The sequence below is a fragment of the Streptomyces sp. GD-15H genome (genome assembly GCF_045291515.1).
GTDB lineage: Bacteria > Actinomycetota > Actinomycetes > Streptomycetales > Streptomycetaceae > Streptomyces.
The window spans coordinates 1,594,705-1,614,871 of sequence record NZ_CP149447.1; the positions used below are offsets into that span (position 1 = coordinate 1,594,705).

Below are 20,167 nucleotides of genomic sequence, written 5' to 3' on the forward strand. Positions count from 1 at the left end.
CACCGCGCAATCAGAGATCACGCGGTGGATCGAGGTTCAGGTAGGCGGGGTCACCGGCGATGTCGGTGCTCTTGGGGAAGTACTCGCGCAGCAGCCGGTTGGTGTTCTCGTTGGTGCCGCGTTCCCACGGGGAGTGCGGGTGGGCGAAGTAGACATCCAAGTCGGTTGCCAAGGACAGGCGTTGGTGCTGGGCCATCTCACTTCCCCGGTCCCAGGTGAGGGACTTGCGCAGGATCTCGGACACGCCGGTGACCGTCTCGATGAGGGCGTCGCAGACCGCGCCCGCGTTCTTGCCGGCGGGCAGCGGGACGGGCAGGAAGAAGCGGCTGGTGCGCTCGACCAGGGTGCCCAGCGCGGTCTGGCCGTTCCGGCCGATGATCAGGTCGCCCTCCCAGTGGCCGGGCACGGCCCGGCCGGCGGCCTCGGCGGGGCGCTCGTCGATGGAGCGCATGCCGACGATGCGGGCGCCGGGGGTGCCGGCGCGGCCGCGCGGGCGGCGTGTGGTGCGGCCGGAGCGCAGCCGGACGCCGTGCCGGGCCAGCTCGCCGGTGGGAAGGGCGTAGATCCAGGTGTAGACGGCCTCGTGGGAGATCACCCTGTCAGGGTCTCGGTGACCGTGTTCGCGGCGCAAACGGCCGGCGATCTGGTCGGGCGAGTGGCCGCGGCCCAGCCGGGCCAGGACCTCGCGGCGCAGCCCGGGAAGCCGGTCCAGCTTGCGTACCTTGGGGCGCCGACGCGCCATGGCCGCATGGGAGTTGGCGTGCGCGGCACGGTATCGCTCCCGGCCGCCGTGGCGGCGGATCTCCCGGCTGACCACCGAGGGACTGCGGCCGATTCGCTCGGCGATCTCCTTCTGTTCCAGTCCCTCGGCCAGGCCCCGGGAGATCTCCTCCCGGTCGAGCAGGGACAGCGGGGTACGGGAGGAGGCCGTGCTCACGGGTGGTGCTCTCCGGTCGGAAATCGGGCCTCCCGAGCCTACGAGACCAAGATCAGTTGCTTCGACCGGTCGGGATCAAGGGCGCCTTCTAAGCGCTTGGCCGCAGGTTCGAGTCCTACGGGGGCACCCAGAACATGGCTGGTCCCCTGTCAAGGCCATGAGCCCCGGCGGTCATCGGTAGGCGTCGCGAACGGGGAGTCTGCGCCTGATCGCCCCGTACAGTCGGCGGCCCTCTCCGCGCCAACCCGTGACGGGTGCCGGGAAGTCGGTACGCACTACCAGGCAGCACGCCGGGGCGGGGGAACGACCATCGTGGCCCAGGACGGAGCGGCCGGCGATTGACCGGGAGAGGGGAACTGCGGGCCCCGCCGGTACCGTGTTCCCTGTGGCCGGGAAGCTGAGTGACGCGGAACTCGATGAGCTGGTCGAGCAGGCCACCGTGGACGCCTACGACGACGAGGAGCAGCTCACGGGCCTCTACACGATGCTCTCCGAGCATCTGGCCGTCCCGTTCAAGACAGTCGTTCTCGGGGTCGAGGTCACCGTGAAGAAGGTGGACCTGCTGCCCGGCAGTCAGATCGTGGCGGTCTGTACGCGAGGCAGGCACCGGCAGGCGATCGGCATTCTCGACCTTCCGTTGCCGGACCCGGCGCCCGAGGGGGCCGAGTGGATCGAGGCGTACCGGCACTGGGGACCGTAAGCGCGCCCGGATCAACGACCGCCTGGTGGCGCGGGCCGGTAACCCTGATCGGCGAGCCAGGCTCGAGCCCGGCCGTACTGCCGTTCCGCGGCGAACAACCAGTACCGCCGCAGCTGTGCCGGTGAGGTGGCCAGCATGTCCTTGAAACGGCGGAAGGCTCCCGGGCCCTGGATCGCGATGCCGAGGAACCGGGCGAGGTCCCGGTCGTCGAGGGTGGAGATGAAGTCCTCCATGTCCCGGTAGGCATCGCGTGATCCGGCGCACGGAACAGGGAGCCACCGCTCGGTGCCTGCCGGTTCGTCCTCGTCCCCTGACTCCTCGGTGTCCACGAGGGCGGGCCGACACTCGCCGGTGTCCAGGTCGATGCGGCCACCGCCCCAGGCCGGGTCGCCTTCGAGCAGACCGGAGAGTTCCTCCAGATCGACCGGCAGCGGCCTCAGCACCAAGACGGCACCGCCGCCCACCGTGTCGAGTTGTTCGGCGAGGACCTCGTCGCCGGGCCAGCCCCGTTCACGCAGGGTGGACGTGCACGCGATCGCCGTCTCCCGGCCACCGGGCACACCCCGAAAGACGGCTGCGGTGAGTGCGTCTCCGCACTGCTGCAGCACGCCGGCGGGGTCATGCGTATGCAGCAGGGCAAGCAGGGAGGGGCCGTCCGCGGTGTGGCAGGCGGCGCGGAGCGCCTTCAACTCGTGGTCGGTCCATGCCTCGGTCATGTCCGTGAGGCTATGCCGAGGCGTGCTGCGAGCGCCATCGTCTTCGGTGCGACAATGCGCTGGTGAGCACGGCGGACAAGTCCTCTCCCCGACGCAGGCTGCCGACGTTCGGCCCGGAGCCGTGGCCTCATCCGGCACCGCTGGCGAGTGGTCGTACTGGGACGTGTGGTTCGCCGTGGCGTGCGTGGTGGACTGCGGCGGCGACACTGGGACGACTTCGATGCGCGGCTGACGCGGGAGCGGTCGGGCGGGGTGGTGCGCGGGGTGGATCTGGAGCCGTTGTGGAGTCATCTGCTGGAGCTAGGGGAGCGTCTTGCGGCGGACGGGCTCGGTGCGGCCGAGCTGGCTGGAGGCGCTGCGCATGCTCCGAAGGTCGTCGCCCGGGCCCGTGCCAAGGTGTGGAAGCAGGCGCTGGAGGATCGGGCCGGCCTGGACCTGGTGGAGACTCCGGCCTGCGCGCTGCACAGCGAGTACGTCTCTGCCCGCTGGGACTTCCGCGCCCGTGAGATTCTGGGCCTTCGCGCCTACGCCCAGGTCGCGGCCGGGGCGGTGGACCGGCTCACCGCCACCGCGACTGTGCTGGGCTCGGAGGACTGGCAGCCGCTGGAGGCCCTGGTCTCCTACGCCCTGCAGCAGGGTGACGCCGCGACCGCCCGTGCCGTTCTCCGGGCGGCGGACCGGCCGGGGTTCCACCGGGACCGGGTACGGCGCCGGACCATCGAACTCGACCGGGAACTCGGTAGGGAAGGACACGTATGACGCGCGCCGACGACACGAGCGAGGTGCGGGACCGGCTGCTGGGCTGGCTGCTGCCGGACGGCGGCCCGGCCGGCTCGCTTGCCCAGGAGGATGTGGAGCGGTTCTGCTGGTACGAGCTGCCCGTCAAGTGGATGGCCGAGCCCGCCGAATACCCGCACATCCTCACCGCCCTGGCCGAACTCCTCCAGGACGCCGGCAGGCCCCGGACCGCGGCCGTCTGCACGTCGGAGGTCACCCGCGAGATCCTCGACGCGTGGCAGCACTCGCCCGATCAGGGGCGGGCCGCCTACCGGCGGGCGGTGGACGCTTCCCCAGTGACCCCGCCGGACACCGCCCTGCTCACCTGGGGGCCGGTGATGGGCATCGACGAGGCTGTCGCCCGCAGCAACGCCTCGCGGCTGCTGGAGCGGGCGCTGGACGACGGCGCCCTGGTGCCCGGCGCCCGGGGGTACGCCGCCGCCCGCATCAAACATCTGGAGCGCTGGCTCACCACCCCGCACCCCGCGCACGACGGCCGTACCCCGCTGGACGCCGTCCACGGCGAGCGCCGCCGCACCTGGGCCGAGGCCCCGCCCGCCGCCCGCCGTCGACTGCGCGGCACCGTAACGGACCTGCTGAGCGTGGCGCCCGAGGCACCCGCCGACACGGCCGAACCCCTGCGCTGGCTGCTGGAGTCGGTCGGCGACGGAGTGACGCTGACCCAGGCCGGCGACCTGCCGCGCGCCCTGGTCATCGAGGCCGCCGAACGCTACGACTGGTATCTGCCCGGCATGGTGCCGCGCACCGAGTACGACGTCGTCCGCCTCGCCGAACTGCACGAACTCGCCCGTGCGGCGCGGCTGCTCGCCAAGCGGCACCGCAAGCTCGCCCTGACCGCCCGTGGCCGGCAGCACCTCGCCGACCCGGCCCTGTTGCAGGCCACCGCGGCCCACGCCTGGTTCGGCGACGGCGTCCGAGCCGAGCTCGCCGAAGCCGCCGCCGCAGCCCTGCTCGACGGGGAGCTCACGCTCGACGACCTCACCGCCGCCGTGCACACCCTGGCCGCCGAGGCGTTCACCCTCGCCGACGGCAGCGCCCCACGGCCCGACGACACCCGCCACTTCCTGTGGCAGTGGCTGCGTCCCGGCGAGGCCCTGGGCTTCCTGGCGTACCGCGACCGCCGCCGCTCCACCCTCTCCCTCACCCCCACCGGCCGAGCCGCCGCCCTCACCGCGCTCCGAGCACGTGCCCACGCCCCGCGGACCGCGCCCTGGGCGTGAACCTTCCGCTCAGGGGCGGGCGGGCAGGACGCAGCCGAGTTTCAGCAGCGCGGTGCGGAAGGCCGGGAGATCGTCGGGAGCCACCATGAGGTGCCTCGCCGGGAGCACAGCGCGCCCGCCCTGCGGTCCTTCGCGATCATCACGGCCTGTGCCTCGTCCACGCACTCCAGCAGGTGGCACGTGCCCAGATCCCGTACCTTTTCGGTGCGGGAGGTGGCGTCGGCCGGCAAAGCCGTGACGGTCTGCGGCAGTTCCTCTCCTGGGCTGCCCTCGGTCAGGAAGCGACGCAGTTCCTCCAGGCCGCGGCCTGCGTGGAGGGCCTTCGACAGGAAGGCGGTGGACAGCGTCCAGACATGGTCGGCGGACCGGGTCGCGAACGCGTCGAGCAGCAGCGCCTCGGCCGGGGCCAGGCCGTCGAGTTCCACGACGTCGAAGTTCGGCAGGACCCTGACCGGGCTCTGCGCCCCGACAGCGGGTGCCGGACCCGGCCCGGTAAGCGCCAGCGGCCAGGCGAAGGCCCTGACCGCCTCGCCTCCGTAGAAGCCACCGCCGGTGAGGATCTCGCCCAGCGCTCGGATCGTGGCCGCGGAGGGGCGCTTCGTCTTGTCGCTGCACCGCAGCCTGTCCGCGGCGGCCGGCTGCAGCACCGCTGCCGTTCCCCGCCCGCACCCACCCGCGGCGGCGGTAGGGTCCGCCATGTGAGCGAGTACCAGTACTACGAGTTCCAGGCCCTCGACCGGCCGCTCAGCCGCGAGGAACAGGAACAGCTGCGGGCCATCTCCACCCGGGCCCGGATCACCGCGACCAGCTTCACCAACACCTACCACTGGGGTGACCTGAGCGGGAATCCGCGCCGTATGGTCGAGCGCTACTTCGACGCGCACCTGTACGTCACCAACTGGGGCACCCACCGTCTGATGCTCCGCCTGCCCAGGCAGACCCTGGCTCTGCCCACGGTGAAGCCGTACTGCCTCGACCACCACGTCGACGCCTGGACCACCCGCACCCACCTCCTGCTCGACCTCACCAGCGACGACGAAGGCGGCGACTGGGTCGAGGGCGCCGACGACTCCCTGGCCGCCCTCATCGGCGTCCGCGACGAACTCGCCACCGGCGACCTGCGCCCCCTCTACCTCGCCTGGCTCTCCGCGCTCGCCGCCTGGGAACTCGAGGACGACGACGAAGAGGAGTACCAGACCTGCCCGGAGCCGCCCGTCCCGGCCGGGCTCGGCGAACTGACCGCCCCGCAGAGCGCGCTCGCAGACTTCCTGCGCGTGGACAACGACCTGCTGACAGTCGCGGCCCAGGCCAGTCCCGCCGCGCCCAAGAAACCGGCCAGGCCCACGAAGAAGGAACTCGCCCCGCTGATCGCCGCAATGCCCCAGAAGGAGAAGGACGCTCTGCTGCTGCGGCTCGCCCTCGGCCCGGAACCCGGGCTGCGCACCGAACTCCTGCACCGCCTGCACGGCGCCGACGCACCCACCACGGTCCCCGGGCGCCGCTCCGCCGCCCAACTCCTGGACGCCGCCCACACACGGCGCGCCGAACGCCAGAAGCGCGCCGAACACGAACGGACCACCGCCCGCGCCCAGCGCCTGACCGCCCTCGCGAGCGAGGCCGAATCGGCCTGGCAGAAGATCGAGGCGCACATCGCCACCAAGAAGACCAGCGCCTACGACCAGGCCGTCACCCTCCTCGCGGAACTGCGCGACGCCTCCTCCCACACCGGGCAGGACACGGACTTCCACCAGCGGCTGACCCGCCTTCGCGAGGACAATCAACGCCGCCCCGGCCTCATCCACCGCCTCGACCGCCACGGCCTCCGATAGGACCTCTCCTCCCTGGCACCGATCGGGCCGAACTGCGCCCTCCCCACCTCGGGGAGACAGCGTGAGCGCCGGAACGCGCACGGTCCCATGGAGCGCCGGTCTCCACGGTCACCGCATCGTGACTCCTCGCTGTCTCTTTCCGAGACAGTTGCCGCGTGGTTCGCAGCAGATCGTTCAGGCGCTTCTCCCCCTCACCCGAGCCCCTCACTCTGCAACCCAAAGCCACCTGACACCCCATCAGAAAGAGCGTCAAATGAGCGTCACGAGCGTCATTTCAGCGTCAAGACATCGCCCGTAACGCCCACACCGCGCATCATGCGCACGCACAAATCCGCACTCATGAGGGCCGGGCCTGTCAAGAGGCGTAGACGGTCCTCGCCCGCGGCTTTCGGTGGGATGCCGGGGCGTTTTCCTTGCGGAGCTTCCTCGCGGTGTGTCCGTGGGGCCGCCGCGTGGGAGGGGTCCAGTTGGAGCGCCCGGAGCCCCGCGAGGAACGAGCGGGGCGAGGACGAACGAGCTGGAGGCCGACGAGCGGTGACCCAGAATGGAGGCCGAGGAAGCGTCACGGATATTCGCGGATACGGTCGTTGGCATCCCCGGAGTTCGTGCTGGTCGGCGGAGTGGTCTCACAAGCACCCATTCGGCGTCTGGCCGCACAGGCCGGCGCCATGACCATGGTTCGGGGATCCGGACTGCTCAGTCAGGTCATCGAGCGCGGCCGTGAGGCCGTCTCATGCATGTTTGCGAGCGCACCCGGGGTCTGCGACCGCCCCTGGCGGTTGTCATCGGCTGCTGTCATCGCGCCCCCTGTTGCGCCTGCACGGCGCGCAGCAGGTGGTAGGCGCGCGTGAGCAGCCGGCGAGCCACCGCCGTTGTGGCGATCTTCTTGCCGCGGCGGTGGGCGAGGCGCTGGTAGGAGGCGGCGAATTCCGGCGACCGCTTCGCGGTCTGCGCGGCCTCGCACAAGATCCACCGAAGCCAGTTGGAGCCCTGTTTGGAGATGTGGCCGTGCCGCACGGTCAGATCGGATCCGCGGACGGTGGGGGTCAGTCCGGCCCAGGCGGCGAGCTTGCGCGCGGAGGGGAAGCGGGTGATGTCCCCGACCTCGGCCACGATCATCAAGGCGGTGAGCGTGCCGACCCCCGGCAGCTGGGTGAGCGCCTTGACCTGGGGATCGCCCCGTGCGGTGGCGAGCAGCTGCCGGTCGAGGGCGTCGATCGGCTCTTTGAGGGCATCCATCAGGCCCAGCAGATCGTCGATCACGCGACGTGAGGCGTCCGGCAGCTCCAGGCCGCCCAGCCAGGCCCGGCCGGGGGCGGTGAAGCAGTTGCCGGGCCGGTCGCAGCCGTGGTCCGCCAGAACAGCGTGGACGCGGTTGCGCAGCCGGGTACGCAGCCGCACCAGCTGGCAGCGGTGCCGCACCAGGGCCCGCTGCTGCCGCACCTGGAGCGGGGCGATCCACGCCTCCGGCAGCAGATCCGCACGCAGCAGCTGCGCGAGGGTCGCCGCGTCGACCTTGTCGTTCTTCAGCCGGGCGGAGGCGATCGCCTTGCACCGCAGCGGGTGGACCAGGTGCGGCTCGAAACCGTAGTCCTCCAGCAGCTCCACCAGCCAGCCCCACCCGTAGGCGGCCTCGAACGCGACCGGCGCCCCGATCGGCAGATCCCCGATCACCGACAGCACCGTCTTGACCCCGTTCGGCACATTCCGGTTGGCCTGCACCGCACCCTCGCGATCCACCACGGCGATCTGTGACCGCTTGCGGTGTACGTCGATACCGACGTAGACAGACATTGAGGGCCTCCTTCCCGAGTTCGTACATATCCGGACGGTAGGTACCGCCGGGCTGAGCAGGGAAGGGGGCCCGGCCCTCATAGGGTCAGGTCAGAAACCCTTTGCGGCCGGTCCGAGGATGGCGACGCACTCCACATGGTGCGTCATCGGGAACAGGTAGATGGCCGCCGTTCAGCTGCATCGGTGCCTGGACCGAACAACCTCGTCAGCGAAGGGCGGGGATGATGTCGGTGCCGTAGGCGTCGATGGTGGCTTCGCGGTTGTCGTGCATGTCGTAGACGGCAAACTGGTCGACGCCCAGGTCCTTGAGGTGCCGGAGCTTGTCGATGTGGGCCCCGGTGGGGCCGAGGAGGCAGAAGCGGTCGACGATCTTGTCGGGGACGAAGTCGGTGGACGGGTTGTCGGCGCGGCCGTGGTGGCTGTAGTCGTAGCCGTGGCGGTCCTTGATGTACGTGGTGAGCTCGTCGGGGACCATGGCGGAGTGCTCGCCGTACTTGGCGACGAGGTCGGCGACGTGGTTGCCGACCATGCCGCCGAACCACCGGCACTGGTCCCGGGCGTGCGCCAGGGCATCGGGCGAGTCGTCGGCCGTGACATATGCGGGCGCGGCGACGCAGATCGTGAGGGCGTCGGGGTCCCGGCCGGCGTCCTGGGCCGCCTTCCGTACCGCCTTGACCATCCATTCGGTGAGGAAGGGGTCGGCGAGCTGGAGGATGAAGCCGTCGGCCTTCTGGCCGGCGAGCGCCAGCGCCTTCGGGCCGTACGCGGCCATCCAGACCGGCAGCCTGCCGTTCTGGATCCACGGGATGCGGACCGGGTTGCCGTCGACCAGCGCCTCCCGGCCCTCGGCGAGGTCGCGGATGACCTCGATGGCCTCGCCGAGCCGGGCCAGGGTGTTGGGCCTGCGGCCGGCGACCCGCATCGCGGAGTCGCCGCGGCCGATGCCGCAGACGGTCCGGTTGCCGTACATCTCGTTGAGGGTGGCGAAGGTGGAGGCGGTGACCTCCCAGGTGCGGGTGCCGGGGTTCGTCACCATCGGACCCACGTGCAGCTTCGTGGTGTGTTCCAGGATCCGGCTGTAGATGACGAAGGGCTCCTGCCACAGCACGGCCGAGTCGAAGGTCCAGCCGTAGCGGAAGCCGTTGCGCTCCGCCCGGCGCATCAGCCCGACGACCTGCGACGCCGGCGGGTCGGTCTGCAGGACGAGTCCGAAGTCCAACGCGGGACCTCCAGTTCAAATCGGTGCGGGGAGGTCCTGGGGGTCAGCCCAGGTACTGGCAGGTGGAGCGCGGGACGAACGTGCCGTGGCCGGCGTGACCGACGTACTTGCGCTGGTCGATGACGACCTCACCCCGCGAGAGCACGGTCTCGACCTGGCCGGTCACCGTCTTCCCCTCGTACGCCGAATAGTCGACGTTCATGTGGTGAGTCTCGGCCGAGAGCGTCTGGGTGACGTGCGGGTCGTAGATCACCACGTCGGCGTCGGCGCCCGGCGCGATCGTGCCCTTCTGCGGGTAGAGGCCGAACATCCGGGCCGGGGTCGCGCAGGCGATCTCGATCCAGCGGCGGCGTGAGATGTGCCCTTCGACGACAGCCTGGTGCAGCAGGTCCATACGGTTCTCGACGCCAGGCAGGCCATTGGGGATCTTCGAGAAGTCGCCCCGGCCCAGCTCCTTCTGGCCCACGAAGCAGAACGGGCAGTGATCCGTCGACACCACCTGGAGGTCGTTCGTCCGCAGACCCCGCCACAGCGCCGCCTGATGCTCCTTCGGCCTCAGCGGCGTCGAGCACACGTACTTGGCGCCCTCGAAGTCCGGCTCCGCCAGATTGTCCGTCGACAGGAACAGGTACTGCGGGCAGGTCTCGCCGAACACCGGCAGCCCCATGTCCCTCGCCGCCGCCAGCTCCGCCACCGCCTCCTGGGCCGAGACGTGGACGACGTAGAGCGGCGCGCCGGCCACCCGGGCGAGCTGGATCGCCCGGTGGGTGGCCTCCGCCTCAAGGAGCGTCTTGCGGACCTCCCCGTGATGGCGCGGATCGGTCTCGCCGCGGGCCAGGGCCTGCTCCACCAGGACGTCGATCGCGATGCCGTTCTCCGCGTGCATCATGATCAGACCGGCCGTGTCACCGGCCACCTGCATCGCCCGCAGGATCTGGCCGTCATCCGAATAAAAGACCCCCGGATAGGCCATAAACAATTTGAACGAGGAAATGCCATGCTCGATGAGCTTCGGCATCTCCTTGAGCGTCGCCTCGTTCACGTCCGACATGATCATGTGGAACGCGTAGTCGATCGCGCACTTCCCGTCCGCCTTCTCCAGCCAGGCATTCAGGCCGGCCTGCAGCGAATGGCCCTTTGACTGCACCGCGAAATCAACGATCGTCGTCGTCCCGCCCCACGCCGCCGCCCGCGTCCCCGTCTCGAACGTGTCCGAAGCGAACGTCCCACCGAACGGCAGCTCCATATGCGTGTGCGCGTCGACCCCGCCCGGGATCACGTACTTCTGCGACGCGTCGATAACACGGTCAGCCGTCCACTCCTGCGTCCCCGGCGCCGCCAACGCCACCACCCGGCCATGTTCGATCAGCACATCCGCGTGCACCTCGTCCGCGGCCGTGATCACCAGACCACCGGTAATCAGAGTCCGAGTCATTTCCCAGCCATCCCTTCATACCCGCCGACCACGCCACCCCTGACACAGGCCGGGACCACGCCCCGGCCCACCCGCCCCCTCACGCCGCCATCTCGCACGGCACACGGCCTACTCCGCTAGAAAACCCCTGGTCACGCGGCCGAATGAAACCCTTGAAGGAGGTGACGCCCTCCTCGACCAGGTGGTCCATCTCCTTGAGGGTCTGCGGGGTCACATCGGAGACGATCATGTGGAAGCCGTAGTCGATGGCGCAGTTGCCCTCGGCCTTGGCGTGCCAGGCGTCCAGCCCCTCGCGCAGGGAACGGCCGACGCTCTGCACCGCGAAGTCGACGACGGTGGTGGTGCCGCCCCAGGCGGCGGCCCTGGTGCCGGTCTCGAAGGTGTCGGAGGCGAAGGTGCCGCCGAACGGCAGCTCCATGTGGGTGTGGGCGTCGACGCCGCCCGGGATGACGTACTTGCCGGTGGCGTCGACGACCCGGCCGTCGGTGAACGCGGCGGCGGCCGGGGTGCCGGAGGCGGCGAGGGCGGCGATGCGGCCGTCCTCGATCAGGATGTCGGCGTGGATCTCGTCGGAGGCGGTGATGACGAGGCCACCACGGATGACGGTGCGGCTCATGCGTTGACCCTCCGCTGGGTTGTGGTGGAGAGTTGCGGGTCGTCGGTGGCTGTCGCGCGGTTCCCCGCGCCCTTCGACGGCTTCGCCGGGCACGGGGGGCACGGCCGATCGCACTGGTCACGGCGCGGGGCGGTGATCATGCGGCGGTCCCTTTTTCGGCTTTGGTCACCTTCGAAGGGCTGGGCGCGGTTCGGGAGACCGACCGGGCCCAGCCCTTCGGGCCGCTACAGTGCGCTCCGCAGCGCGTGCTCGAGGATCGCGGCTCCCTCCTCGGCCTCCGCCACGTTGAGGGACAGCGGCGGGGCGATACGCAGGGCGCTGGTGTTGTGGCCGCCGCCCTTGCCGATGAGCAGTCCGCCCCGGCGGGCGGCCTCCAGTACGGCGGAGGCGGCCTGCGGGTCGGCCTCGTCGGTGCCCGGTTTCGTCAGCTCGACGCCGATCATCAGCCCGCGCCCGCGCACCTCCCGTACCGCGGGCACCTGGGCGGCGGCGGCCCGCAGGCGTTCGATGAGCATGCCGCCGACCCGCCGGGCGTTGCCCTGGAGGTCGTGCTCCAGCAGGTAGGTGAGGTTGGCCAGGCCGGCCGCCATGGTGACCTGGGTGCCGCCGAACGTCGAAATGCTGTTGGCGTCCAGACAGTTCATGATCTCGGCGCGGGCAACGACACCGCCGATGGACATGCCGTTGCCGATGCCCTTGGCGAAGGTCACGATGTCGGGCGGGCCGTTGCGTCCGTGGGCCTGCCAGCCCCAGAAGTGGTCGCCGGTGCGACCCCACCCGGTCTGCACCTCGTCGGAGATCCACAGGATGCCGTGTGCGTTCAGCACCTCGCGGAACGCCGCGTACAGCCCGTCGGGCGGTGAGGTGAAGCCGCCGACGCCCTGGATCGGTTCGGCGATCAGCGCCGCGGGCGGGCGGGTGTGGCCGAGCAGGTCCTTGAGGTCGTCGACGCAGGCCGCGATGAAGTCGTCGTCACCGAGCGAGGCGTACGGGCCTCGGGTGCGCACGCCGCCGTGCACGTACAGGGTCTGCAGCGGGGACAGGGAGGTCGGGGACCAGCCACGGTTGCCGGTGATGCCGACCGCGCTGAAGGAGCGGCCGTGGTAGCTGTTGCGCATCGCCAGGATCGAGTTGCCGCGCCGGTAGGTGGTGGCGAGCAGCAGGGCGGTGTCGTTGGCCTCGGTGCCGGACGTGGTGAAGAAGACGCGGGCGTCCGGGATGCCGCTCAATTGGGCGATGCGTTCGGCGAGTTCCACCATCTGCCGGTCGAGGTAGAGGGTGGAGGAGTGGATGATCCGCCCGGCCTGCTCGGCGACCGCCTTCGTCACCTCGGGCAGGGCGTGGGCGGTCATGGTGGTGAGGATGCCGCCGAAGAAGTCGAGGTACCGGTTGCCCGCGGAGTCCCAGACGTGGCGGCCCTCGCCGTGGGTGATCTCGATGGGCTCCTCGTAGTAGAGGGCGAGCCAGTCGGGGAGCACGGAGCGGTGCCGGCCCAGCAGGTCGTCGGTCACGGCCGCACCAGCCCCTCGTAGGCGTCGGGGCGGCGGTCGCGGTAGAACGCCCACTGCTGCCGCACGTCTTCGATGAGGTCGAAGTCGAGGTCCCGGACCACGAGTTCCTCCTTGCTGTCGCTGGCGACGTCGCCGACGAACTGTCCACGGGGGTCGACGAAGTACGAGGTTCCGTAGAAGTCGTTGTCCCCGTACTCCTCCTGGCCCACCCGGTTGATCGCGGCGACGAAGTACTCGTTGGCGACGGCCGCGGCCGGCTGTTCCAGCTGCCAGAGGTAGGACGAGAGGCCACGGTGCGTGGCTGACGGGTTGTAGACCAACTGGGCGCCGTTCAGACCGAGTTGCCGCCAGCCTTCCGGGAAGTGGCGGTCGTAGCAGATGTAGACGCCGACCTTGCCGACGGCGGTGTCGAAGACGGGCCAGCCGAGGTTGCCGGGCTTGAAGTAGAACTTCTCCCAGAACCCCTTGACCTGGGGGATGTGATGCTTGCGGTACTTTCCGAGGACGGTGCCGTCGGCGTCGATCACGGCCGCGGTGTTGTAGTAGAACCCCGACTGCTCGACCTCGAACACCGGCACGACGATCACCATGCCGGTCTCGCGGGCCAGCTCCCGCATCCGGCGGACGGTCGGCCCGTCGGGCACGGGTTCGGCCCAGCGGTAGTGCTCGGCGTCCTGGACCTGACAGAAGTAGGGGGAGTTGAAGACCTCCTGGAACCCGATGATCTTCGCACCCCGCCGGGCCGCCTCGCGGGCGTACTCCTCGTGTTTCGCCAACATGGACTCCGTGTCGCCGGTCCAGGTGGCCTGGACCAGGGCGGCACGTACGACGTGTGCCATGAGCTACTCCTTCGACGCGACGTCAGCGCCTCTACGCTCGTAGAGAGGGCGTAGAGGGACGAACGTATGCCTCTCGGGCGGCCTTGCCAAGACCATCGCCGTCAACCCGCGGGGTCGATCACGATTCGCACTCCGGTGGGTGAGTCCCGCCCTGAGCCCGTCGCGCGACGGGCGGGCAGGCGGACGGCCCGCGTATGGGACTCCGGCTCGGGCCCGGACTCAGGCCCAGCCCCCGGCCCTGGCCCAGCCCCCGGCTCAGGCAGCGACCGACGGCACGACGGGTGGCACCACGGGCGGTACGACCGGGGCGCAGCGGCTCACCAGCTCGTCCATCGACAGGTCGAGCACGCGGGCGAGGGCGGCCACCGTGAAGAACGCCGGGGTGGGGGCCCGGCCGGTCTCGATCTTCCGGAGGGTCTCCGGGGAGATGCCCGCGCTCGCCGCGATCCGCGTCATGCTCCGGTCGCCGCGCGCCTCACGCAGCAGCCGGCCGAGCCGCTCGCCGCGTTCGCGCTCTTCGGGGGTGAGAGGGGTGCGTACCATGCCGCCATTCTAATACCGGTATAGTAATTGGCATGGTGGAGTTGAAGACCGACATGTCGATCGACGCGATGTATGAGGCGGGCCAGGTCGTCGCGACCGCCCTGAAGGCCGTGCGGAAGGCCGCCGGGGTGGATGTGTCCCTGCTGGAGCTGGACGAGGTGGCTCGGGACGTGCTGCGCGAGGCGGGTGCGAGCTCGCCCTTCCTGGGCTACCGGCCCTCCTTCGCCCCGACCCCGTTCCCCGCCGTCATCTGTGCGTCGGTCAACGACGCGATCGTGCACGGCGTCCCAAACGGCTACCGGCTGCGCGACGGCGACCTGGTGTCGGTGGACTTCGGTGCCGAACTGGGCGGCTGGGTCGGCGATTCGGCGATCAGTTTCCTCGTGGGCACCCGGCGTGCGGGCGACATGAGGCTGATCGAGACCGCCGAGCGGGCCCTGACGGCGGGCATCGAGGCCGCCGTCGTCGGCAACCGCATCGGGGACATCGCGCACGCGATCGGCACGGTGTGCCGCGCGGCGGGCTACGGCGTCTTAGACGGCTTCGGTGGGCACGGCATCGGCCGCCGTATGCACGAGGACCCGCCCGTCCCCAACGAGGGCCGGCCGGGCCGGGGCATGCCGCTGCGGCACGGCATGGTCCTGGCGATCGAGCCCATGCTCATCGGTGGCGGCACCGACGGCTTCCGCACCGCGCCCGACGGCTGGACCCTGTGCACCGAAGACGGCTCGCGCGCCGCCCACGCCGAACACACGGTCGCGATCACCGCCGCCGGCCCCGCGTCCTGACGGCCCACTGAGCACGGACCCGCGGACCCACCGAACGTCCCGCCGACGGGCTACGCCGGCCCGCTTCCGAGGTGCTGCGCCGGAGCGATCGTGCGAGGGTGTTCTACGAGCGCGCCGCAGGCACCGCACACGCCAGACCCACACCGTGCGGGCACCGCACGCACCGCGGGGACACGCACGAGTGTAACCGGGAGACGGTCGGGCACCCGCGTCCGGACCGTACGTCGAGCAGTGAGCGCGCCCCGGGCCTCCTTCGGGTCCCCGGTTCCGCCCGGCCCAGGGGGACCCCGCGGGGCGCCGGAACGGATGTCCATGAGCAGCGGGTTCACGGGTCCGCAGGGCTACGGCTCGGACCCCTTCGGAGAATTCCTCGCACGCTTCTTCGGCGGGCCGCGCCCCCGGCAGATCGACATCGGCCGGCTGCTGAGCCAGCCGGCCAGGGAGCTGGTGCGCGGCGCCGCGCAGTACGCCGCCGAGCACGGCAGCCGGGACCTGGACACCCAGCACCTGCTGCGCGCCGCGCTCGCCACCGAGCCGACCCGCGGCCTGCTCAGCCGGGCGGGTGCGGACCCCGACTCGCTGGCGGCGGAGATCGACAAACGGTCCGGGCCCGTCCAGCACGGGCCGGACGACGCCCCTCCGCCGACGTCACTCTCGCTGACCCCCGCCGTCAAACGGGCCCTGCTGAAAGCCCACGACATGGCGCGGTCGACCGGAGCCGGCGACATCGGCCCGGAGCATGTCCTCAGCGCCCTGGCCGCCAACCCCGACTCGGCCGCCGGGCACATCCTGCACTCGGCCCGGTTCGCCTCCGCCGGGATGCCGCTGCCGCCCGACGCGCCGGACTCCGCGCAGCCGCGCACCGAACGCCCCCGCCCCGCGACGGGCACACCGACGCTGGACAAGTACAGCCGTGACCTGACCGAGCTGGCCCGCGAGGGCCGTATCGACCCGGTGATCGGGCGGGAGGAGGAGATCGAGCAGACCGTCGAGGTGCTCTCCCGGCGCGGCAAGAACAATCCGGTGCTGATCGGTGACGCGGGCGTCGGCAAGACCGCCGTGGTGGAGGGGCTGGCGCAGCGGATCTCCGACGGGGACGTGCCCGACGCGCTCATGACCCGGCGGGTGGTCTCACTGGACCTGACGGGCGTGGTCGCCGGTACCCGCTACCGGGGCGACTTCGAGGAGCGGATGAACACCATCGTCGACGAGATCCGCGCCCACTCCGACCGGCTGATCGTCTTCATCGACGAGCTGCACACCGTCGTGGGCGCCGGAGGCGGCGGCGAGGGCGGTTCGATGGACGCCGGCAACATCCTCAAGCCGGCGCTGGCCCGCGGCGAGCTGCACATCGTGGGCGCGACCACGATGGAGGAGTACCGCCGGATCGAGAAGGACGCGGCGCTGGCTCGCCGCTTCCAGCCGATCATGGTGCCGGAACCCACGCCCGTGGACACGGTCGCGATCCTGCGCGGACTGCGCGACCGGTACGAGGCCCACCACCAGGTCCGCTACACCGACGAGGCGCTGGTGGCGGCCGTGGAGCTGTCCGACCGCTACCTCAGCGAACGTCGCCTGCCGGACAAGGCGATCGACCTGATCGACCAGGCCGGCGCCCGGGTTCGGCTGCGGGCCCGGACCAAGGGCACGGACGTACGCGCCATGGAGCAGGAGCTGGAGCAGCTGATCTGCGACAAGGACCAGGCGGTCGCCGACGAGAAGTACGAGCAGGCGACGCAGTTGCGCGACCGCATCGGCGAACTGAAGGAGCGCATCGCCGAGGCCGGCGGTGAGGGCCGGGTCGACGAGGGACAGAGTCTGATGGTGGACGCCGAGGCGATCGCCGAGGTGGTGTCCCGGCAGACCGGCGTCCCGGTCAGCCGGCTCACCGAGGAGGAGAAGGACCGGCTGCTGGGCCTCGAGGAGCACCTGCACCAGCGCGTCGTCGGCCAGGACGAGGCGGTGCGGGTGGTCGCGGACGCGGTGCTGCGCTCCCGGGCCGGGCTCGCCAGCCCCGACCGGCCGATCGGCAGCTTCCTGTTCCTCGGGCCGACCGGCGTCGGCAAGACGGAGCTGGCCCGAGCGCTGGCCGAGGCCCTGTTCGGCAGCGACGACCGGATGGTCCGCCTCGACATGAGCGAGTACCAGGAGCGGCACACGGTCAGCCGGCTGGTCGGCGCCCCGCCCGGGTACGTCGGCCATGAGGAGGCGGGGCAGCTGACCGAGGTGGTGCGCAGGCATCCGTACTCGCTGCTGCTCCTCGACGAGGTGGAGAAGGCGCACCCGGATGTCTTCAACATCCTGCTCCAGGTCCTCGACGACGGCCGGCTGACCGACGCCCAGGGCAGGACGGTGGACTTCAGCAACACCGTCGTCGTGATGACCAGCAACCTCGGTTCCGAGGCGATCACCCGGCGCGGTGCGACGCTGGGCTTCGCGACGGGCGGCGCGGAGGCGGACGAGGAGGCGCGGCGCGAGCAGATCCTGCGGCCGCTGCGGGAGCACTTCCGGCCCGAGTTCCTCAACCGGATCGACGAGGTGGTGGTGTTCCGCCAACTCAGCGCCGGGGAGCTGCGGCAGATCACCGATCTGCTGCTGGAGGGGACGCGACGCGGCCTGCGGGGTCAGGGCGTCACGGTCGAGTTCACCGACGCGGCCGTGGACTGGCTGGCGCGGCGCGGCCACCAGCCCGAGTACGGGGCGCGGCCGCTGCGCCGCACCATCCAGCGCGAGGTCGACAACCAGTTGTCCCGGCTGCTGCTGGACGGCAGTGTCCAGGGCGGCGACCGGGTGACGGTGGACGCGGCGGACGGGAACCTCACGTTCCGGACCGGGGCGAGGGGCGGAGCCGGCACCGAGGCCGAGCCCGGCAGGACCGGAGCCGAGGCAGGGGCGGGCCCGGACGCTGAGGCCCGCCACCGGCCCGGGGAGGCGCCGGCTTCCGGACGGTGAGCGGACAGGAACCTCACGTTCCGGGCGGGGGCGGGTCCAGTGGACGAGAGCGGGTCCGGTACCGGTACCGGTGCCGCGGCCGACGGGACCGGTGCCGAGGCAGGGCGGGCTCGGATCCGGAGGCCGGTGGTTCAGACGCTGAGGCCCGGGACCGGCCACGGGCCCGGGAAGGCGCCGGCTCCCGGACGGTGAGCGGGTGGGCCGGGCGCCTCTCCGACACCCGCTCACCGCGCCGGAAGGCGCCGTTCCCCGCCCGCCCACCTGTCTCACCGGGTCACCGGTGCTCCGGGCGCACGACCATCGCGGAACCGCCGCCCCGGCGGGTCTTCTCCGCCGCGGCGAGCCATCGGCCGTCCGGCATCCGCTGCACACCGGTGGTCGCGCCGATCTCCGGGTTCTCCTGGAACGAGTGCCCGATCGCCTCCAGTTTCTGCCTCAACGCACTGTCGTACAGGCCGGGTTCGAGGTCCGTGCGGGCCGTGTTGCGTTGGCTGGCGCGCGGCGCGGCGATCGCGTCGACCAGTGGCAGACCTCGGTCGAGGAACCCGGTGAGGGTCTGCAGCACGGTGGTGATGATGGTCGGACCACCGGGCGAACCGAGCGCCACGACCGGCCGGTCGTGCCGGTCGAGCACAATCGTCGGGGCGATCGACGACCGGGGCCGCTTGCCGGGGCCCGGCAGGTTCGGGTCGTGTACGGCCGGGTTCGCCGGGGCGAAGGAGAAGTCGGTCAGCTCGTTGTTGAGCAGGAAGCCGCGGCCGGGCACGGTGATGCCGCTGCCGCCGGTCTGCTCGATGGTGAGGGTGTAGGCGACGACGTTGCCCCACCGGTTGGCGGTGGTGAGGTGCGTGGTGCTCTCACCCTCGTACGTCGTCGGGGCCGAGGTGCCTCCCTCCGCGCAGGGCGCGGGATCGCGCGGGTCGCCGGGGGCGAGCGGGCTGGTGAGGACCGCGTCGTCCTCGATGAGGCACTCGCGGGAGTCGGCGTACCGCTGGGAGAGCAGTTCCGCCGTCGGTACGTCCTCGAAGGCGGGGTCGCCGAGCCAGCGCCCCCGGTCCGCGAACGCGATGCGGCTCGCTTCGATGAGGCGGTGCAGGTAGCGGGTGTCGTCGGCCCGGGAGAGGTCGGTCCGCTCCAGGATGTTGAGGGCCTCGCCGACTGTGGTGCCGCCGGAGGAGGAGGGCGCGATGGAGTAGACGTCCAGACCGCGGTACGACGTCTTCGTGGGCGGCTGGAACTTGGCGCGGTACGCCGCGAGGTCCCGGGTGGACAGCTCGCCGGGGCGGGCGTTCCAGCCGGAGGCCGGGTCCACGGGCGGCTTGTTGACCGTGTTCACGATGTCCCGGCCGATGCCGCCCCGGTACAGCGCGTCGACGCCCTTTCTGCTCAGCTCCGCGTAGGTGCGGGCGAGGTCGGGGTTCTTGAAGGTGGTGCCGACGACCGGGAGCCGCCCGCCGGGCAGGAACAGTTCGGCGGTGTCGGGGAAGTGACGGAAGCGGGCCTCGTTGGCGGCGGTCTGGTCGCGGAAGGTGCTGTCGACGGTGAAGCCGTCGCGGGCGAGCCGCTCGGCGGGCTTCAGGACGGTACGCAGGGACGTGGTGCCCCACGTGTCCAGCGCCCGCTGCCAGGTGGCCGGGGTGCCCGGGGTGCCGACGGCGAGGCCACTGGTGACGGCCTCGGCGAAGGGGAGAGGCGTGCCGTTCTCCAGGAAGAGGCCGGAGTCGGCGGTCAGCGGGGCGGTCTCGCGTCCGTCGATGGTCCGCACGGCGCGGGACCCGGCGTCGTAGAGGACGAAGTAGCCGCCTCCGCCGATCCCGGCCGAATAGGGCTCGGTGACGCCCAGTGCGGCGGCGGTGGCGACGGCCGCGTCGACGGCGTTGCCGCCTTTCCTGAGGATCTCGATCCCGGCGGCGGAGGCGTCGGCGTCGACGCTGGAGACCGCTCCGCCGTAGCCGACGGCCACGGGGGTCTTGGCAGGGGGCCAGCCGGGTCCGCCTCCCTGCGGCCCGCCGTCCTGCGGCCCGCCGCCCTGCGGTGTGGCGGCCGAGGGCGGCGCTGCCGCTCCCGACGAGACCACGAAGGCGGCGACCGCCAGAACCGTCAGCTTCCGTCTGACACGATGACGCATGCGCACCTCCGTTGAAGGGCCGTTCGCGCGGCCTAATCCATCACCATGCCCGCGTCAGGAACCTCGCGGGGCGTGCCGCCGCGGCCTCCCGGACGCCCTTTCCCCGGACGCCTCGAACACGGGTTTGCTCGAGCCCGCTGAC

General features: G+C 71.3%; 16 protein-coding genes and 1 pseudogene. 6 read left to right on the forward strand and 11 right to left on the reverse strand.

All coding sequences use genetic code 11. The features are described 5' to 3' along the window. Nucleotides 1-10 precede the first annotated feature (10 nt). The gene (locus tag WJ438_RS07795) at nucleotides 11-937 is read right to left on the reverse strand and encodes an IS30 family transposase (RefSeq protein WP_406724555.1); all 927 of its coding nucleotides are present in this window, start codon (nucleotides 935-937) and stop codon (nucleotides 11-13) included. Nucleotides 938-1,322: 385 nt separating this feature from the next. On the opposite strand from WJ438_RS07795, the gene WJ438_RS07800 reads away from it, so the two are divergent. Next, complete coding sequence (locus WJ438_RS07800; RefSeq protein WP_406724556.1) at nucleotides 1,323-1,637, forward strand: calcium-binding protein; 315 nt, start codon at nucleotides 1,323-1,325, stop codon at nucleotides 1,635-1,637. An 11-nt stretch (nucleotides 1,638-1,648) separates the two neighbouring features. Here WJ438_RS07800 and WJ438_RS07805 read toward each other — a convergent pair whose 3' ends face one another. Further along, entirely contained in the window at nucleotides 1,649-2,353 is a 705-nt protein-coding gene (locus WJ438_RS07805) for a hypothetical protein (RefSeq protein WP_406724557.1), read from the reverse strand. 180 nt (nucleotides 2,354-2,533) lie between these two features. On the opposite strand from WJ438_RS07805, the gene WJ438_RS07810 reads away from it, so the two are divergent. After that, nucleotides 2,534-3,112, forward strand: coding sequence for a hypothetical protein (locus tag WJ438_RS07810; RefSeq protein ID WP_406724558.1), 579 nt, complete (start codon nucleotides 2,534-2,536; stop codon nucleotides 3,110-3,112). Then, a complete protein-coding gene (locus tag WJ438_RS07815) occupies nucleotides 3,109-4,371 on the forward strand; it encodes a hypothetical protein (protein WP_406724559.1) in 1,263 nt (420 codons plus the stop codon). The genes WJ438_RS07810 and WJ438_RS07815 overlap by 4 nt, the downstream gene beginning before the upstream one ends. Before the next feature lie 41 nt (nucleotides 4,372-4,412). On the opposite strand, the gene WJ438_RS07820 is transcribed toward WJ438_RS07815, so the two are convergent. Further along, complete coding sequence (locus WJ438_RS07820; protein WP_406724560.1) at nucleotides 4,413-5,018, reverse strand: hypothetical protein; 606 nt, start codon at nucleotides 5,016-5,018, stop codon at nucleotides 4,413-4,415. Nucleotides 5,019-5,069: 51 nt separating this feature from the next. Here WJ438_RS07820 and WJ438_RS07825 point away from each other — a divergent pair, with 51 nt between their 5' ends. Beyond that, on the forward strand, nucleotides 5,070-6,200 hold the full coding sequence (locus tag WJ438_RS07825; RefSeq protein ID WP_406724561.1) for a hypothetical protein: 1,131 nt from the start codon (nucleotides 5,070-5,072) through the stop codon (nucleotides 6,198-6,200). Nucleotides 6,201-6,995: 795 nt separating this feature from the next. On the opposite strand, the gene WJ438_RS07830 is transcribed toward WJ438_RS07825, so the two are convergent. The 7 genes and pseudogenes from WJ438_RS07830 to WJ438_RS07860 form a co-directional block, all read right to left on the reverse strand. Continuing rightward, the gene (locus WJ438_RS07830) at nucleotides 6,996-7,994 is read right to left on the reverse strand and encodes an IS110 family transposase (protein WP_406724562.1); all 999 of its coding nucleotides are present in this window, start codon (nucleotides 7,992-7,994) and stop codon (nucleotides 6,996-6,998) included. Nucleotides 7,995-8,199: 205 nt separating this feature from the next. Beyond that, a complete protein-coding gene (locus WJ438_RS07835) occupies nucleotides 8,200-9,213 on the reverse strand; it encodes a TIGR03842 family LLM class F420-dependent oxidoreductase (protein ID WP_406724563.1) in 1,014 nt (337 codons plus the stop codon). Nucleotides 9,214-9,256: 43 nt separating this feature from the next. Then, entirely contained in the window at nucleotides 9,257-10,648 is a 1,392-nt protein-coding gene (gene hydA / locus WJ438_RS07840) for a dihydropyrimidinase (RefSeq protein ID WP_359886734.1), read from the reverse strand. Nucleotides 10,649-10,790: 142 nt separating this feature from the next. Then, a pseudogene (locus WJ438_RS07845) lies at nucleotides 10,791-11,264 on the reverse strand (amidohydrolase family protein); the annotation flags it as partial. Between the two features lie 224 nt (nucleotides 11,265-11,488). Next, nucleotides 11,489-12,775, reverse strand: a complete 1,287-nt coding sequence (locus WJ438_RS07850) for an aspartate aminotransferase family protein (RefSeq protein WP_406724564.1) — start codon at nucleotides 12,773-12,775, stop codon at nucleotides 11,489-11,491. Beyond that, nucleotides 12,772-13,614 carry a nitrilase-related carbon-nitrogen hydrolase gene (locus WJ438_RS07855; protein WP_406724565.1) on the reverse strand — a complete coding sequence of 281 codons (843 nt, stop codon included), beginning with the start codon at nucleotides 13,612-13,614 and terminating at the stop codon, nucleotides 12,772-12,774. Before WJ438_RS07855 ends, WJ438_RS07850 begins: the two co-directional genes overlap by 4 nt. A gap of 255 nt (nucleotides 13,615-13,869) precedes the next feature. Further along, nucleotides 13,870-14,157: a helix-turn-helix domain-containing protein gene (locus tag WJ438_RS07860; RefSeq protein ID WP_406724566.1), complete on the reverse strand. Its 288-nt coding sequence runs from the start codon at nucleotides 14,155-14,157 to the stop codon at nucleotides 13,870-13,872. 32 nt (nucleotides 14,158-14,189) lie between these two features. Here WJ438_RS07860 and map point away from each other — a divergent pair, with 32 nt between their 5' ends. Beyond that, nucleotides 14,190-14,945, forward strand: coding sequence for a type I methionyl aminopeptidase (map, locus tag WJ438_RS07865; protein ID WP_406724567.1), 756 nt, complete (start codon nucleotides 14,190-14,192; stop codon nucleotides 14,943-14,945). Between the two features lie 312 nt (nucleotides 14,946-15,257). Further along, on the forward strand, nucleotides 15,258-17,897 hold the full coding sequence (locus WJ438_RS07870) for an ATP-dependent Clp protease ATP-binding subunit (RefSeq protein ID WP_406724568.1): 2,640 nt from the start codon (nucleotides 15,258-15,260) through the stop codon (nucleotides 17,895-17,897). 274 nt (nucleotides 17,898-18,171) lie between these two features. Here the strand turns inward: WJ438_RS07870 and ggt are convergent, their stop codons facing one another. Beyond that, the gene (ggt, locus tag WJ438_RS07875) at nucleotides 18,172-20,025 is read right to left on the reverse strand and encodes a gamma-glutamyltransferase (RefSeq protein WP_406724569.1); all 1,854 of its coding nucleotides are present in this window, start codon (nucleotides 20,023-20,025) and stop codon (nucleotides 18,172-18,174) included. Nucleotides 20,026-20,167 lie beyond the last annotated feature (142 nt).